Genomic DNA, 14,991 nt, shown 5'->3' on the forward strand with positions numbered 1-14,991 from the left:
GCCAGGGCGGGGGCGAGGAGGTCGGGGTGGCGAGGACGACACCGATGCCGTTGTCGTGCAGGAGGTCCGTCAGACGGTCCAGCCAGCCGAAGTCCCGCTCCCCCGGCCGGGGTTCGAGCTTCGCCCAGGAGAACACGCCGAGGGTGACGGAGTTGACGCCGGCGTCCTTCATCAGCCGGACGTCCTCGTGCCAGGTCTCCTCGGGCCACTGCTCGGGGTTGTAGTCGCCGCCGAAGAGGATGCGGCCACGGGCGGCGTCGCCGAGCCCCGGCATCAGAGGGGCTCCCCGTACTGGATCCCCCGCCCGTTGGTGGCGAGGTAGACCCGCCCGTGGATCCGGGGGTCGCCGACGACGGCGTCTCCGATGTACCCCCACTGATGCCGGTCGTCGTTGATCCGCATCCAGGTCCTGGCGCCGTCGTCGGAGCGGTGGACGCCGGTGCCGCTGTCGGTCGAACCGACCTGGTAGACGGCCGGATAGTGCGCCCCGTCGGCTGCCTTGCCGAAGCCCAGCGTGTAGGAGGCCCTGCAGCTGTCGACCTTCGAGAAGGTGGCCCCGCCGTCGACGGACCGGAAAAGCCCGTTCCCCTTGGCGCTCAGCCACAGGTCACCGGAGCGCCCGGGCGCCGCGACCACCTTGAACTGACTGTCACCGGAGGGCAGCCCGGTCGCACGGACGGTGAAGGAACGGCCACTGTCAGTGCTGGCGAGTAGCGTTCCTGTATCGGTGTCGTACGCGTAGAAGAGCGTCGGGTCGGCCGGGTCGGCGACCGGCGTGGCGCCCTTCGGGAAGGAGGAGATCTCGGTCCAGGTCGTGCCGTTGTCCGCCGAGCGGTGGGCGGGGTACTTCGTGCCGTCCCAGTGCACGAAGGACCACAGCAGCACACTGCCGTCGGCGTTGGTGGCGATCGGTCCCGGTGCGTCGTGCGCGATGGAGGGCTGGCCCGCGAAGGGCGCCCAGGTCCGTCCGCCGTCGTTCGAGTACGCGCCGTTGCCGTTGCCGCCCCAGCCGGTGCGGACCACGTACGCCGGCCTCTCCGCGGCCTGCGCGAGTCCCGTAGCCGACCCGAACACGGGGTTCGTCGCCATGCCGCGGGAGGGCGAGGCGGTGAGCCGCTCGTGGTACAGCACGCCGATGTCCCCGGACCCGCTGATCAGATGCGCCTCCCCGACCGGGGGCGAGATCAGCTGACGCACGGACGTCTCCTCCAGGCCCCGGATCCGCGGGGCCCAGTGGACGAGGTCCCGTGTGCCGTAGAGCGTCGCGCCGGTGCCGTACACGACATGCCGGGAGTCGTACGGATCGACGGCGACGGCCTGGATCCACCAGCCGAACTTCGGCTGGTCTGCGCCGAACGTGAGAAAGGGGGTTTCGGAGACGTCGAGGACCGCCTTGTCCTTGAGGGACGTCCAGCTGCGGCCGCCGTCGGTGGTCCGGTACAGGGTGTCCACGGCTGCCCACCGGTTGTTGGTGGAGACGACGACGGTCCCGGGACGACGGGCGTCGACGGCGACACCGCCGTAGCCGAAGGTGTCGGCGGACCCGTCGCCGGCGGTCCCGCCGGGCTTCACGGGGGTGACCTCGGTCCACTTCCCGCTGCCGGTGGCGAGCTTGTACACACTGCCGTTCGCCTGCCCGTTGGGCCCGGGCGCGTCGGCGTACGTCACGTACAGCTCACGGGCGTGGCAGTCGTACGCGGCCCGGATCGGCACCCTGGCGGACGCACCGGAGGGCTGCCCGGGCACGGCTTCCCACCTGCTGCCGTCAGCGGTCCGGAAGAGGTTCGGGGAGGAGCCGTCTCCGTCTCCCCACCCGGCGTAGACGCGGCGCCCGACGGCGACGAGCAGGGTCACGCCCTGCCCGCCCGCACTCGGGATGCCCGGGAAGGAGCTGACGGCCGCCCAGGTCTCGCCACGGTCAGTGGACCTCAGGAGCCCGTCGTGCCGCGTCCCCAGCCACAGCACCTCACTGTCCCGGGGATCGACGAGCAACCGCTCCCCCGCCCCGCGCCCGTCCTCGTTGGCACCGAGCTTCACGGTCAGGTCGCTGCGGCTCCAGGTCACGCCCCTGTCCCCGGACCGCAGGACGGCACCATTGCCCGCCCAGGACTGCGTGTAGGTGCCGAGTGCCAGATAGAGCCGGTCCGGGTGACCGGGATCGACGGCGATCGCCTCGACGCCCAGCAGATTCCAGTCGTCCCACCCGATGTGATCGACGAGGGGGATCCAGCGCCCGGCGCGATCGTCCCAGCGGTAGGCCCCGCCGATGTCGGTACGGGCGTAGGCGAGCCCGGGGACCGACGGATGGAACAACACACCGGTGACGAATCCCGTCCCTCCGATGACGGCGTTGCGCCAGCGGTAGGAGGGGGCGGTGGCGGGGGCTCCGGCTGCTTGCGCAGGGCCGGAGAGAAACGGCACGGTGGTGACTGCGGCAGCAGTGGTACCGGCGAGAACGGCCCGGCGGCTCAGACGGGACGCGAACATGACACATACCTCGTTCTCATTATCGACGGTCTGGAGAGCGCCCCAAAGGGGCGCGGGACTGTATCGATGTGCGGCTCCGCCGCGTGGGCGCGACCAGCCACTGACAACCCGCAGCCGCCGTCGGGCAACAGCCCCCACTTCAGTGGGCGCCGGTCACCCCTTCACCGCTCCGGTCAACATCCCCTTCTTGAAGTGCCGCTGCACGAACGGCGACAACACAGCCACCGGCAGCAGCGCCATCACCATGACCGCCATCTGGATGGCGAGCCCGGACAGCTGACCGGTCCTGATGGCCTGCCCCAGCCCGACCGGCTGCTGCTGCCTCTGCACCAGCTGGATCATGACGTTCTGCAACGGCATCTTGTCCTGGTCGTTCAGGTAGAGCGAGGCGTTGAACCAGGCGCTCCAGTACCCGACGGCGTAGAACAGCGTGATCACCGCGAGGACGGCCCGTGACAGCGGCATCACGATCGTCCACAGGATCCGGAAGTCCCCGGCCCCGTCGATGCGCGCGCTGTCGATGAGTTCCTGCGAGATGCCCATGAAGAACCCGCGCAGGACCAGGATGTTGAAGACGCTCACCGCGCTCGGCAGGATCAGCGCGAGGTAGGAGTCCGTCAGGCCGACGGACTGCACCAGGAGATAGGTGGGGATGAGGCCGGCGCTGAAGAACATGGTCGCCAGCAGCGTCATGAGAATCCCGCGGTGGGCGAGCGAGCCGCTGCGGGACAGGCCGTAGGCGCACAGCACGGACACCGCCATGGAGAACAGCGTGCCGGCCAGGGTGACGAGAACGCTGACCATCGTGGCCCGGGTGACCTGACCGCCGCTGAGCAGCTCCCTGTAGGCGATGAAGGTGATCCCCTTGGGCACGATCACCAGGCCGCCCGCCTCGTCGATGGTCCTGCGCGAGGAGAGGCTGGTGACGACGACGATCCACAGCGGGAAGAGGACCGCCAGGCAGGCGAACGACAGGACCAGCCCCTTGCCCGCGAGGCCGGCCTTCGAGGGCTCCTCCTCCCATGCCGGGCGCTCGGCTGCGGCCCACCGGTACGGCTTGCTCACTGGTTTGTCGATGACGGCGGTCACTTCTTGTACACCCCCTGCTCGCCCATGAGATGGGCCACCTTGTTCGCGGTGAGGACCAGGCCGATGCTGACCACGCCCTTGATCAGACCGGCGGCGGCCGCGTAGCCGAAGTCCTGGTTGCGTACGCCGTTCCACCACACGAACGTGTCGAGGACCTCACCCGCATCCGGTCCGACGGCATCGCGTTGGAGCAGGATCTGTTCGAACCCGACGGTCAGGGCGTCGCCGACGCGCAGCACGAGAAGCAGGGCGATCACCGGGCGCAGGGCGGGGAGCGTGACGTGCCACATCCGGCGCCAGCGGCCGGCACCGTCCATCGCGGCGGCTTCGTACAGGTCCGGGGGAACCGAGGCGAGCGCGGCGAGGAAGACGATGATCCCCCACCCGGCGTCCTTCCAGACGCTCTGCGCGGTGACCAGGAGGGGGAAGGTGTTCGGGTCGGTCATGAGGTCGAAGCCGTTGTAGCCGTGCTGCCGCAGCAGTTGGGAGAGCATGCCCGCGCCGCCGAACATCTGCTGGAAGACGGCGATGACCAGGACCCAGGAGAAGAAGTGCGGCAGATAGAGGACGGCCTGTGCGACGGCCCGTACCCGGGGCCGGACGAGGCTGTTGATGAGCAGCGCGAGCAGGATCGGGACGGGGAAGAACAGCACGAGCTGGACGATGAACAGCACCAGTGTGTTCTCGACCGCGCTCCAGAACGCGGAGTCCGCGAAGACCTGCTGGAAGTTCTCCAGTCCCACGAAGGGGCTGTGCAGGATGGAGACGATGCCGTTGTCGCTGACGTAGGGGTCGTAGTCCTGGAAGGCGACGATGTTGCCGAGGATCGGCAGGTAGTTGAAGACCAGGAGCAGCACGACGGCCGGCAGCGTCATGAGGAGCAGGACGCGGTCGCGCCGGAACCTGACGCGCAGGCTCAGTTTCCCCGGACGTCGCTTCTGCCTGGAACCGGTGGTGTCATCGGACGCCACCGGGGTCTTCTCGAGCATGCTGGCCTCGGCGCTGCTCCGAGGCACCGTGCTGTGGGACACGGCGGTTCTCCTTGCCTCGGGGGCTGATCAGCTCGCGGCCGAGCCGTTCTCGTCGAGCAGCTTCTTGTACCAGTCGCGCAGTCTGTCGCCGCCCTTCGACTTCCAGTCGGCGATGGCCTGCTGCATGTCGCTGATCTTCTTGTGGCCGCGGACGATGTCGTCCTCGAGCTGCTCGAAGTTGTCGGCGAGGTTGGTGTAACGGTTCGGCTCGGCGACCTGCAGGCCCCAGAAGGACGACTTGCTGGTGAAGGAGCCCATCCGCTGTTGCCACTCCACCATGCCCTTGGTGTAGTCCGGGAGGTCGGGGTGCGCGATGGTGGCGGCGGGGCTGGCGACCATGACGTAGGCGTTGACGACCTCGTTGTTGCCCTTGTCGTTCTTGACGGGCACGCCGTTCTTGAGTGTGTAGTGCGTGCCCTCGACGCCGTAGTTGGTCATCATCCACTCCTTGGTGCCGTACGGCGCCGCGGTGACGTTGGCGACCGCCAGGACGTCGTGGATGACGGACTCGGAGGCCTTCTTGTTGACGAAGGCGAAGATGCCGGCCGGGTTCGCGGCCCACAGCTTCGGGGTGCCGCCGTCGTGGCCCCAGAGGTCCATGCCCCAGACCTTGAAGTCGGGGTTCTGGGTGATCTGGGATGCCTGTCGGCCGTACCAGTTGGAGATGTCGTCGTTCCAGATCAGGAACTCGCCGGAGGCGAACAGGGGGGCGGGGTCGCCGATCTGGCTCTTGCCCAGCCGGAACTGGGGGTGGACGTAGCCGGCGGCCATCAGCTTGCGCGCCCACTCCAGCGCTTCGAGGTACTCCGGGGTCTCGATGCGGTTGATCATCTTGCCGTCGACCACGGTCCAGCCGAGCGCCTTCTCCCCGCCGCTGATCACGCCGAAGGTGTTGAATGCGGTCCACTTCATGTCACCGCAGGCCCACCGCTTGGACCTGGGCCTGGTGATCTCCTTGCACAGGGCCGTGAACTCGTCGGCGGACTTGGGGACTTCGTAGCCCTCCTTGTCGAAGACGTCCTGGCGGTAGAGGGGCACGATGTTCTGGACGTACGGGGCGGGCATGGGCAGGCCCAGCAGTTTGCCGCCGAAGAGGGACCGCTGCCAGGCGTCGCTGGGGATCGCCGCCAGGTTCGCGTACTCCTTGACCTTGTCCCCGGACAGGTAGGGACCGAGGTCGGCGAACTTGCCCGTGATGGCGCTGGGTATCCGGCCGGTCATGTTCCAGCCTGGGATCACGACCACGTCCGGGATGTCGCTGGAGGCGAGGACCGCGCCGAGTTTCTGGTCGTAGGTGTTGCCGTCCTGGTTCCGCCACTGGACGTCGACGCCGATCAGGTCGTTCATCGCCTTGTAGTAGGGGTTGCCCTGCTTCGGCGGGGAGCCCCAGAACGGCGACATGACGGTGACCTTGCCGCCCTTGCCGAGCTTCTTCGGGACCGAGGTCTTGAGGTCGGCGATCGCGAGCTCACGGGTGAAGCCCATCGCCGAGCCGTTCCTGGCCGGGATGTCGGGCGTGACCACGTTGCTGGCCACGTGGGCCGGAAGCAGCTTCCGCGCGTCCTTGCCCGAGGTGGTCCCGCCGCGTGAGCTGCTGTCCGAGCCTCCGCACGCGGCCAGCAGCGGCATCCCGCCGGCGATCGCCGCGGTGGCGACCGCGGTCGAGGCGAGGAAGCTTCTCCGGCTCGGCCCGGAGGAGTAAGCGGCGTTCGGCGTCATTGCGTCAACCCTTCGTGGCACACCAGGACACCCGGCGGTGGCCGTCGGCTGCGGTGTCTTGAGTGGAACTGGCTGAGCTGAAGCGGTCCTTCGACACACTGCGAGTGCATTCGATTAGTCGAAGCGCTTCGATGTCGGAGTGAGGTTAGGTGAACGCCTGGGGGTGCACAAGGGTCGATTCCAAGATTCCTACGCTCCCTCACACTCGACCTGTTCGTATATGCCGCATGAAGTAAGCGTGCACCTCTCTTGACACCCGCCCATTCGTCGAATGAGCATCGAAGCGCTTCGAAAGCGTTCCGTCGCTCCATCGCAAGGGGACCCCCACGTGACCGAACAGACGCCGCCCACGCCGCCGTTCCGCGATCCGCAGCTGCCGTTCGCGAAGCGCGTCGACGACCTTGTGGAGCGGTTGACGCTCGATGAGAAGATCTCCTTCCTGCACCAGTTCGCGCCCGCCGTGGAGCGGCTCGGCATCGCCGCGTTCCGCACGGGCCAGGAGGCCCTGCACGGCGTCGCCTGGATGGGTCCGGCGACGGTCTTCCCGCAGGCCGTCGGCCTCGGCGCCACCTGGAACACGGACCTGGTGCGCCGCGTCGGCGAGGCGGTCTCGAAGGAGACCCGCGCGATGCGTGCCCGGGACGACCGCGTGGGCCTCAACGTCTGGTCCCCGACGGTGAATCTGCTGCGGCATCCGCTGTGGGGCCGCAACGAGGAGGGCTACTCGGAGGACCCGAAACTGACCTCGGCCATCGCGACGGCGTACACCCGGGGTCTGCGCGGCGACCACCCGACGTACTGGCGCACGGCGCCGGTCCTCAAGCACTGGCTCGCCCACAACAACGAGACGGACCGCGCCACTTCGTCCTCCTCGGTGCGTCCGCGCGTCCTGCACGAGTACGACCTGCGCGCCTTCCGCGAGACGGTCGAGGCGGGCGCGGTCGCCGGGGTGATGCCCGCGTACAACCTGGTCAACGGCCGCCCCAACCACGTGTCGCCGTATCTGCGCGAGCAGTTGCGCACCTGGACGGAGGAGGAGCTGCTGGTCTGCTCGGACGCGGGGGCGCCCTCCAACCTGGTCGACTCCGAGCACTACTACGACAGCCACGAGGAGGCGACGGCTGCCGCGCTGCACGCGGGTGTGGACAGCTTCACCGATCACGGGACGGATCCCTCGAAGATCACCGCCCGGGTCCGAGGGGCCCTGGACCAGGGCCTGTTGACGGAGGCCGACATCGACACGGCCGTCCGCCGCCAGCTCTCGGTACGTTTCCGTCTCGGCGAGTTCGACCCGCTCCACGACCCGCGCACGGACACCCGCGACTTCGACACCCCGGCGCACCGCGCGCTCGCCCAGGAGGCGGCCGAGCAGGCGATCGTGCTGCTGAAGAACGACGGTCTGCTGCCCCTCGCCCCCGACACCCGCGTGGCCGTGATGGGCCTGCTGGCCGACGAGTGCAAACTCGACTGGTACAGCGGCACGTTGATCCACCGCTCCACCCCGCTGGAGGGGCTGTACGAACGCTTCGGCGCCGAGCGCGTGGAGTTCGCGGAGGGCGTCGACCGCGTCCGCCTCAGGACGTCGGCCGGCGCGTACGTGGAGGTCCCCTCGGCCGACGCGGACGACGAAGTGCGCGGCGCGGAAGGGGCGTTGGACCCGGCGCTGCTGGCCGGCCGCACCGACCTGCCGCCGCTGACCACCGGTCCGGTCGGCACCGAACTCGCCCTGGTGGACTGGGGGGACGGCGTCCTCACGCTCCGGGCCCCCGACGGCCGTTACCTCTCGGTCGCCGACGACGGCCGCGTACGCGCCTCCGCGGACCAGCCCGGCGGCTGGATCGTCCAGGAGACCTTCCGCCTGGAACCCCACGAGAAAGGTCACCTCCTCCAGCACCTCGGCACAGGTCGCCCTGTCTGTGTCGCCGCCGACGGAGTGAAGGTTGCCGACGGGAATCCGGAAATCTTCGAACTGGTCTTCGCCGAGCGGGGCGAGGAGGCGGTGCGCAGGGTCGCCGAGCAGGCGGACGTGGTCGTGGTCGTCGCCGGCAACGACCCGCACATCAACGGCCGCGAGACCGAGGACCGTACGACGCTGCGGCTGCCCGGCCACCAGGAGCGTCTGCTGCGCGCGGCCCGCGCCGCCAACCCGCGCACCGTGCTGGCGTTGGTCTCGGCCTATCCGTACACCGTGCGGACCACCTCGCTCCCGGCGGTGCTGTGGACCGCGCACGGCGGCCAGGCGGCCGGCACCGCGCTCGCCCGGGTGCTGGCCGGAGACGTCTCCCCGGCCGGCCGGCTCCCGCAGACCTGGTACGAGAGCGACGCCGATCTGCCCGGGCTGCTCGACTACGACGTGATCGGCGGCCGGCAGACCTATCTGTACTTCGAGGGCACGCCCCTGTTCCCGTTCGGACACGGCCTGTCCTACGCCGCCTTCTCCTACGGCGACCTGACGACCGGGGTGGAGGGCGAGGCGCTGCGCGTCTCCTTCACGGTCACCAACACCGGTGATGTGACGGCCGACGAGGTCGCCCAGCTCTACACCCGGGCCGTGGAGCCGACGGTGCCGCGTCCGCGGCGCGAGCTGCTCGCGCACCGCCGGGTCACGCTGGCGCCGGGCGAGAGGGCGGAGCTGGACTTCGAAGTCCCGCTGTCCGCCTTCGAGTTCTGGGACGTGGCGCGGGGCGGGTGGCGGCTGGAGCCGGGCCCGTACGACATCCTGGCGGGCGCCTCCAGCGAGGACGTGCGGCTGCGTACGACGGTGATCCTGGACGGTGAGCCCGGCGCCCCGCGGCCGGTGCTCCGACGCGGGCTGGAGGCGGCCGACTTCGACGAGCAGAGCGGGGCCGTCATCGTCGACCGGACGAAGGTGGCGGGTGACGCGGTGACGCCGGAGGCCGACCGGGTCGCCGAACTGCTCTACCGGGACTGCGACTTCGGGGACGGCGTCAGCGAGGTGCGGGTGACGGTGGCGGGCGAGGGCGCCGTCGAGGTGTCCCTGGACGGGGGCGCGGTGCTGGCCGTACTCAGTCCGAGAACGCCCACGCCGGGGCCGTACGACTACACCACCCTGCGCGCCGGCATCGTCGCCGAGGGCCTGCACGACGTGCGTCTCAGGCTGCGCGGCCCGCTGCGGCTCGCGCGTGTCGGCTTCTCCGGTTGAGGGGCCGGGGAAGGCCGGCGTGAGGAAGGGGCCCAGCACCGGAAGGCATCGGTGCCGGGCCCCTTGGGGGAAGCCAATATGAAAATGGTTCCCATTAGCCAGAGGGGTCGGCTCAGAGGGCGAGCCCGGTCAGCACGAGGACGCGCTCATAGGTGTAGTCGTCCATCGCGAACTTCACGCCCTCGCGGCCCACGCCGGACTGCTTGGCGCCGCCGTACGGCATCTGGTCGGCGCGGTAGGAGGGGACGTCGCCGATGACGACGCCGCCGACCTCGAGGGCGCGGTGGGCGCGGAAGGCGGCCTGCAGGTCGTGGGTGAACACCCCTGCCTGGAGGCCGTACTTGGAGGAGTTGACGGCCGCGAAGGCCGCGTCCTCGCCGTCCGCCTTCTGCACGGTGAGGACGGGACCGAAGACCTCCTCGCAGGAGATGGTCACGTCGGCCGGAACGTCGGTGAGGACGGTCGGCGCGTAGGAGGCACCGTCACGGTCGCCGCCGGTGAGCAGGGTCGCGCCCGCCTCCACGGCCTCCTTCACCCACGACTCGACGCGCTTGGCCGCGTCCTCGCTGACCAGCGGGCCGACGTCCGTCTTGTCGTCGCTCGGGTCGCCGGTGACCTGGGCCTCGACGGCGGCGACGATGCGCGGCAGCAGACGGTCGTAGACGGAGGCGTCGGCGATGACCCGCTGCACGGAGATGCAGGACTGGCCGCCCTGGTAGTTGGAGAAGGTGGCGATGCGGGTGGCGGCCCAGTCGAGGTCGGCGTCGCTCGCGTAGTCGGCGAGGACGACGGCGGCGCCGTTGCCGCCGAGCTCCAGCGTGAGGTGCTTGCGCGGCACCGAGTCCATGATCGCGTAGCCGACCTTGTCGGAACCCGTGAAGGAGATGACCGGCAGCCGCTCGTCCTGGACCAGGGCGGGCATCTTGTCGTTGGCGACCGGCAGGATGCTCCAGGAGCCGGCCGGGAGCTCGGTCTCGGCGAGGAGGTCACCGATGATCAGGCCGGAGAGCGGGGTGGCCGGGGCGGGCTTCAGGATGATCGGCGCACCGGCGGCGATCGCCGGGGCGATCTTGTGGGCGCAGAGGTTGAGCGGGAAGTTGAACGGCGCGATGCCGAGGACGACGCCCTTGGGGAAGCGGCGGGTCAGCGCGAGCCGGCCCTGGCCGCCGAGGTCGGTGTCGAGGCGCTGGGCCTCGCCGCTGTTGAAGCGCCGGGCCTCCTCAGCGGCGAACCGGAACACGGAGACGGCACGGCCGACCTCGCCGCGCGCCCACTTGATGGGCTTGCCGTTCTCGGCGGAGATCAGCCGGGCGATCTCCTCGGTGCGCTCCACGAGACGGCGGCTGACGTGGTCCAGGGCGGCGGCGCGGACGTGGGCGGGGGTGGCGGCGAACTCGTCGCGCACGGCGTACGCGGCGGCGACGGCCTCCTCGACCTGGGCGTCCGTCGGCACGCTCACCCGGCCGACCACGTGGCCGTCCCACGGAGAGGTGACGTCGACGGTGTCCTCGCCGGTGACCTGGCGGCCGGCGAGCCAGAAGGCGGTGGTGGAAGTCATTGCGGGGTCCCGGCCCTTCCGTTGGGGTGTACAGGGGGTTCGCGTCCACGGTAGGCCGCGGCGGGCGGGGGTGCGTTTGTCCGGCGTGTAGTGGTCGACCGGTCAGACGCGCCTCTTTGGCGAGTCCACGGAGCCCGGCCGGGGACGCGTCCGGGAGGCAACGGCCGGCCACCCACGCCCCCCTCACCGGCCAGTCCGCGGATCTCCGCAACTGTGCCGAGCAAGGAGGCGTCCGGCAGTCAACGGTCGACCAACCCGCGCCCCCCTCACCGGCCAGTCCGCAGATCTCCCCGACCATGCCGAGCAACGGGGCATCCGGCAGGCAACGGCCGACCACCCACGTGCGCCCTCGGCCATCTCCTCGAACCGCCGGACACGAGTGCCCCGGCGAGCAACGGCCGACCACCCGCGCCCCCCACCGGCCAGTCCGCAGATCCCCCCGACCATGCCGAGCAACGGAGCGTCCGGCAGGCGACGGTCGACCAGCCCCGCACGCCCCATCGGTCAGTCCGCGAATCTCATCCACACGCCGGGCACGAGTCCACCGACAGACGGCTCTTGTCCAGCCACGTGTCCAACGTCGGCGGCCCGCTACTCCGCTGCGGTCGCCTTAAGCGCCAGCCACAGCTCCATCCGTACGTCCGGGTCGTCCAGGGAGCGGCCGAGGATCTCCTCGACGCGCCGCATCCGGTAGCGCAGGGTGTGCCGGTGGACGCCCAGGTCGGCCGCCGCCGCGTCCCACTGGCCGTGCCGTGACAGCCAGGCCCGCAGCGAGGCCACCAGGTCGCCCCGGCCGGTCGCGTCGTGCTCGTACAGCGGGCGCAGCAGGCCGTCCGCGAAGGCCTTCACCGCGTCGTCGGCCAGCAGCGGCACCACGGAACCGGAGGCCAGCTGCTCATGGGCCACGTACACCCGCCCCCGCCGCCGGGCGACCGACAGCGCCTGCTCGGCCTGCTTGTAGGCCGCCGCCACGGCGATCGGGCCGACCGGCGCCGACACGCCGACGACCAGTTCGTCCTCCTCGCCGCCCAGTTGCTCCCGGGCCGCCCCCGTCCGCGCGGCCTCCAGGCCCGCCGCGAAGTCCGCGCATGCCGCCAGAACCGCGCCCTCGTCGGCCGCGAGCACCATCAGCCGCTCCCCGTCGGGTACGACCAGCAGGGCCTCCCCCGCCCGCGCGGCGGCGGACTCCGCGGCCTCGGCGAGCGCGGCCAGCGGATCGGCGCCGACGGCGTCGGTCCCGGTTCGGGCCGTCTCCAGGTGCGCGTGGGAGTCGACGCTCATCCGGACGGCCGGGGCCGACTCGGCGACGATCATCCGGAAGGGAGCGTCCAGGAGCCCTCCGTACAGGTCTCCGGCGACGGCTCGCGCGTGGTCCGGTTCTCCCGCCAGAAGCATCCGCAGCACCGCCACCCCGATCCGCTGCTCGGCGGCGCGCAGCGAGCGGGACCGCTCGGTCGTCAGCGTCAGCAGGGCGATCGCCGAATGCACCGCGTACCGCTCGGCCGTGCCCAGGGCCGCGGCCGTCCCCACCGCGAGCGCGGCCCGCGGCCGGCGTCCCGTGCCGAGCGAGTGCAGCTCGACCCGGTCCTCGTTGTCCGGGCCGCCGACCACCGAGGACGCCGGGGCCGGGCGCTCCCGCAGCCGTTCCACGTCCGCTGTGAGCCGGGCGGCCCGCCGCCCCGCCCACTCCGGCGCGGTCGCGACGACGGCACCGGAGGCGTCGTACAGCGCGGCCCAGCCGTCGACCTGTCCGGCGAGCGCGGCGAGCAGTCCCTCCGGGCCTTCGGCGAGCGCCTGCCTGGTCAGTTCCCGCTGGGCGGCGAAGCCGGCCGTGACCGCCCGGTACTGGTCGGCCGCGATCGCGGCGGACACGGCCTTGCTGATGGCCAGAAACGGCGTGCGGCGCGGCACCTCCAGCAGGGGCAGCCCCTCTTGTTCCGCCGCGTCGACCAGCGCCTTCGGGATCTCCTCGTAGTTGACCCCGACCGCGAAGCCGAGCCCGACGACCCCGGCGCCCACCAGCCGCTTCACGTACCGCCGCATCGCCTCAGGGTCCTCCGCGTCCAGCTTCAGCGCGGTGATCAGCAGCAGCTCGCCGCCCTCCATGTACGGCACGGGGTCGGCGAGCTCGCTGACGTGCGCCCAGCGGACGGGCACGTCCAGCCGGTCCTCGCCCGCGCGCACGGTCAGCTTGAGCGCGGAGTGGTGGACGAGCGAGGCGAGGGTCGGGGGCATGGGGCCTTCAGGTCTGTGTGGGCAGCGTGATCCCTGTGATCACTTGGCCGCCGTGTATGAACACACTATGCCGATTCCGCCGTACCGTACGATCCGGTTTCAGCCCCTGAGGTCCACCAGCAGCGGCGGCGCGTGCTCCCCCTTCACGTTCGTCAGGGACAGCACCGCATGGCCCGGCGGCACCCCGTGCGCCAGCTCCGACGCCGACCAGCGCTCCCGCTCCACCTGACGCACGGTCACCGCGCGCTGCGTGGGCGCCTTGCCGGTGATCACCCGGCGCAGTATGTGCAGGGCCTTGCCGGCCGGGGTCTCGGCGATGATCTGCCGGTCGGTGACGTCCCGCGCCTCGATCCACTCCTTGCCCCACACCTCGGCGAAGTCCTGCCCGTCCCAGGGGGTGAGCCCGGACAGCGCCATCCGGCAGCCGACGGCACCCAGCAGCGGACCCCGCAGGGGCCTGGGTACGTCGTCCAGGGTGCGCAGGGTCAGCACGACGCCGGCGTTCCCCGACCGCAGCCGCTGGATGCCGCGCACCGCCTCCGGGGTGACCACGCCCGTCGCGTCGTCCAGCACCAGACAGGCGAACAGCGACCGGTCCTCCCGTACCGCCACGCTGGCCGTGAACTGCGCGAGCACCAGCCGCGCCAGCATCCGGGAGGCGTCCGCGTGTCCGCGCTCGGGCAGGTCGATCCGCACCCGGACCGGGTGGTCGAGGGCCTTGAGGGAGAACGGCTTGGACTGACCGGAGGTGTCGAAGAACCCGGCGAAGGCGGGCCGGTCCAGCAGCGCCACCCGGTCCGCGAGCACCGCCGCCACATCGCCGGGATGCCCCGACTGCCGCTCCCGCGCGTCGAGTTCACGGATCAGCGACTCCTGCCCGGAGCCCTGCAACGCGGTGCGCAGCTCCCGCAGCGGCTCGGGCGCGCCGTCGAGCAGCCGGCGCAGCTCGGGTACGGAGGGGAAGCGGCCATGGACCGCCCGGAACGGTCCGAGCAGCTGGGCGAGCACGGTCGTGGAGCGCCGGCTGTCGCTGCCCGGGTGCGGATCGGCGAGGTCCCCGACCAGCGCCTCGGCGAGCACGGCCGCCGCCTCGTCGGGATCGGCGCTCCCGCCGTACAGGTCCAGGTCGTACTCCGACTCCGGGTTCCCGATCCGTACGACGACGTCGAAGGCGTCGGCCGGTCCGAGCCCCGCGCCCGCCGCGCCGACCACGACGACCGCGGCCCGTCCGGCCAGCGCGTGCAGGCACAGCGACTCGGCGAGCGGGCGCACCACGGTGCCGGTCTTGCCGGAGCCGGCCGGGCCGACGGCGAGCAGGGAGGTGCCGAGCAGTTCGGTGCCGAGGCCGAGACCGGCGCCGCGGTAGGCGTAGGGGTTGCGGGGGTCGTCTGCGGTGGTGCCGAGCCGCACCTGGCCGGTGAGCAGGTCGTGGCTGGCGATCCGGGTGGGCAGGTCGCGCTCGCCGGAGGGGTGCAGACAGGCGGCGGCGCCGTCCTTGAGCACGGCGCCGGTGAACGTGGCGAGGTTGAACCGGCCGCTGCGCACGCCCTGCCAGGCCCGGACGATCCGCGCGTGGTCGACGTCCCGCATCCTCCCGGCCCGCGCCTCGGCGGCGAGCCGCTCGGCGGCGTCGACGGCTCCGGCGGCACGCAGCTGCGGCCACTCGGCGGGGTCGTGGTCGGGGGCGGGCGGACGCTCGGTACGGGGAG

General features: G+C 71.2%; 9 protein-coding genes. 1 reads left to right on the forward strand and 8 read right to left on the reverse strand.

The genetic code is table 11. The features are described 5' to 3' along the window. The 5 genes from GRC12_RS30895 to GRC12_RS30915 all read right to left on the reverse strand — a co-directional run. The coding region (locus GRC12_RS30895) for a beta-galactosidase (RefSeq protein WP_208782841.1) at positions 1-274 on the reverse strand (274 nt) is incomplete at its 3' end. Beyond that, complete coding sequence (locus GRC12_RS30900) at positions 274-2,487, reverse strand: sialidase family protein (protein ID WP_208782842.1); 2,214 nt, start codon at positions 2,485-2,487, stop codon at positions 274-276. The genes GRC12_RS30895 and GRC12_RS30900, both read right to left, overlap by 1 nt. 153 nt (positions 2,488-2,640) lie before the next feature. Then, complete coding sequence (locus GRC12_RS30905) at positions 2,641-3,576, reverse strand: carbohydrate ABC transporter permease (protein WP_208782843.1); 936 nt, start codon at positions 3,574-3,576, stop codon at positions 2,641-2,643. After that, positions 3,573-4,607, reverse strand: a complete 1,035-nt coding sequence (locus tag GRC12_RS30910) for an ABC transporter permease (RefSeq protein ID WP_208782844.1) — start codon at positions 4,605-4,607, stop codon at positions 3,573-3,575. The genes GRC12_RS30905 and GRC12_RS30910 overlap by 4 nt, the downstream gene beginning before the upstream one ends. A gap of 27 nt (positions 4,608-4,634) precedes the next feature. Continuing rightward, the gene (locus GRC12_RS30915) at positions 4,635-6,326 is read right to left on the reverse strand and encodes an extracellular solute-binding protein (RefSeq protein WP_208782845.1); all 1,692 of its coding nucleotides are present in this window, start codon (positions 6,324-6,326) and stop codon (positions 4,635-4,637) included. Positions 6,327-6,654: 328 nt separating this feature from the next. Between GRC12_RS30915 and GRC12_RS30920 the strand changes: the two genes are divergently transcribed. Continuing rightward, positions 6,655-9,489, forward strand: coding sequence for a glycoside hydrolase family 3 C-terminal domain-containing protein (locus tag GRC12_RS30920; RefSeq protein ID WP_208782846.1), 2,835 nt, complete (start codon positions 6,655-6,657; stop codon positions 9,487-9,489). A gap of 112 nt (positions 9,490-9,601) precedes the next feature. Here GRC12_RS30920 and GRC12_RS30925 read toward each other — a convergent pair whose 3' ends face one another. The 3 genes from GRC12_RS30925 to GRC12_RS30935 form a co-directional block, all read right to left on the reverse strand. After that, positions 9,602-11,047 (reverse strand): aldehyde dehydrogenase family protein, encoded by a 1,446-nt coding sequence (locus GRC12_RS30925; RefSeq protein ID WP_208782847.1) that lies wholly within the window; start codon positions 11,045-11,047, stop codon positions 9,602-9,604. Between the two features lie 591 nt (positions 11,048-11,638). Beyond that, positions 11,639-13,282 (reverse strand): PucR family transcriptional regulator, encoded by a 1,644-nt coding sequence (locus GRC12_RS30930; protein WP_208782848.1) that lies wholly within the window; start codon positions 13,280-13,282, stop codon positions 11,639-11,641. A 99-nt stretch (positions 13,283-13,381) separates the two neighbouring features. Then, positions 13,382-14,991, reverse strand: a 1,610-nt coding sequence (locus GRC12_RS30935; RefSeq protein WP_208782849.1) for an ATP-binding protein, incomplete at its 5' end; no start/stop codon positions are given.

This window comes from Streptomyces griseorubiginosus, from assembly GCF_017614965.1.
Taxonomy (GTDB): Bacteria; Actinomycetota; Actinomycetes; order Streptomycetales; family Streptomycetaceae; genus Streptomyces; species Streptomyces griseorubiginosus_B.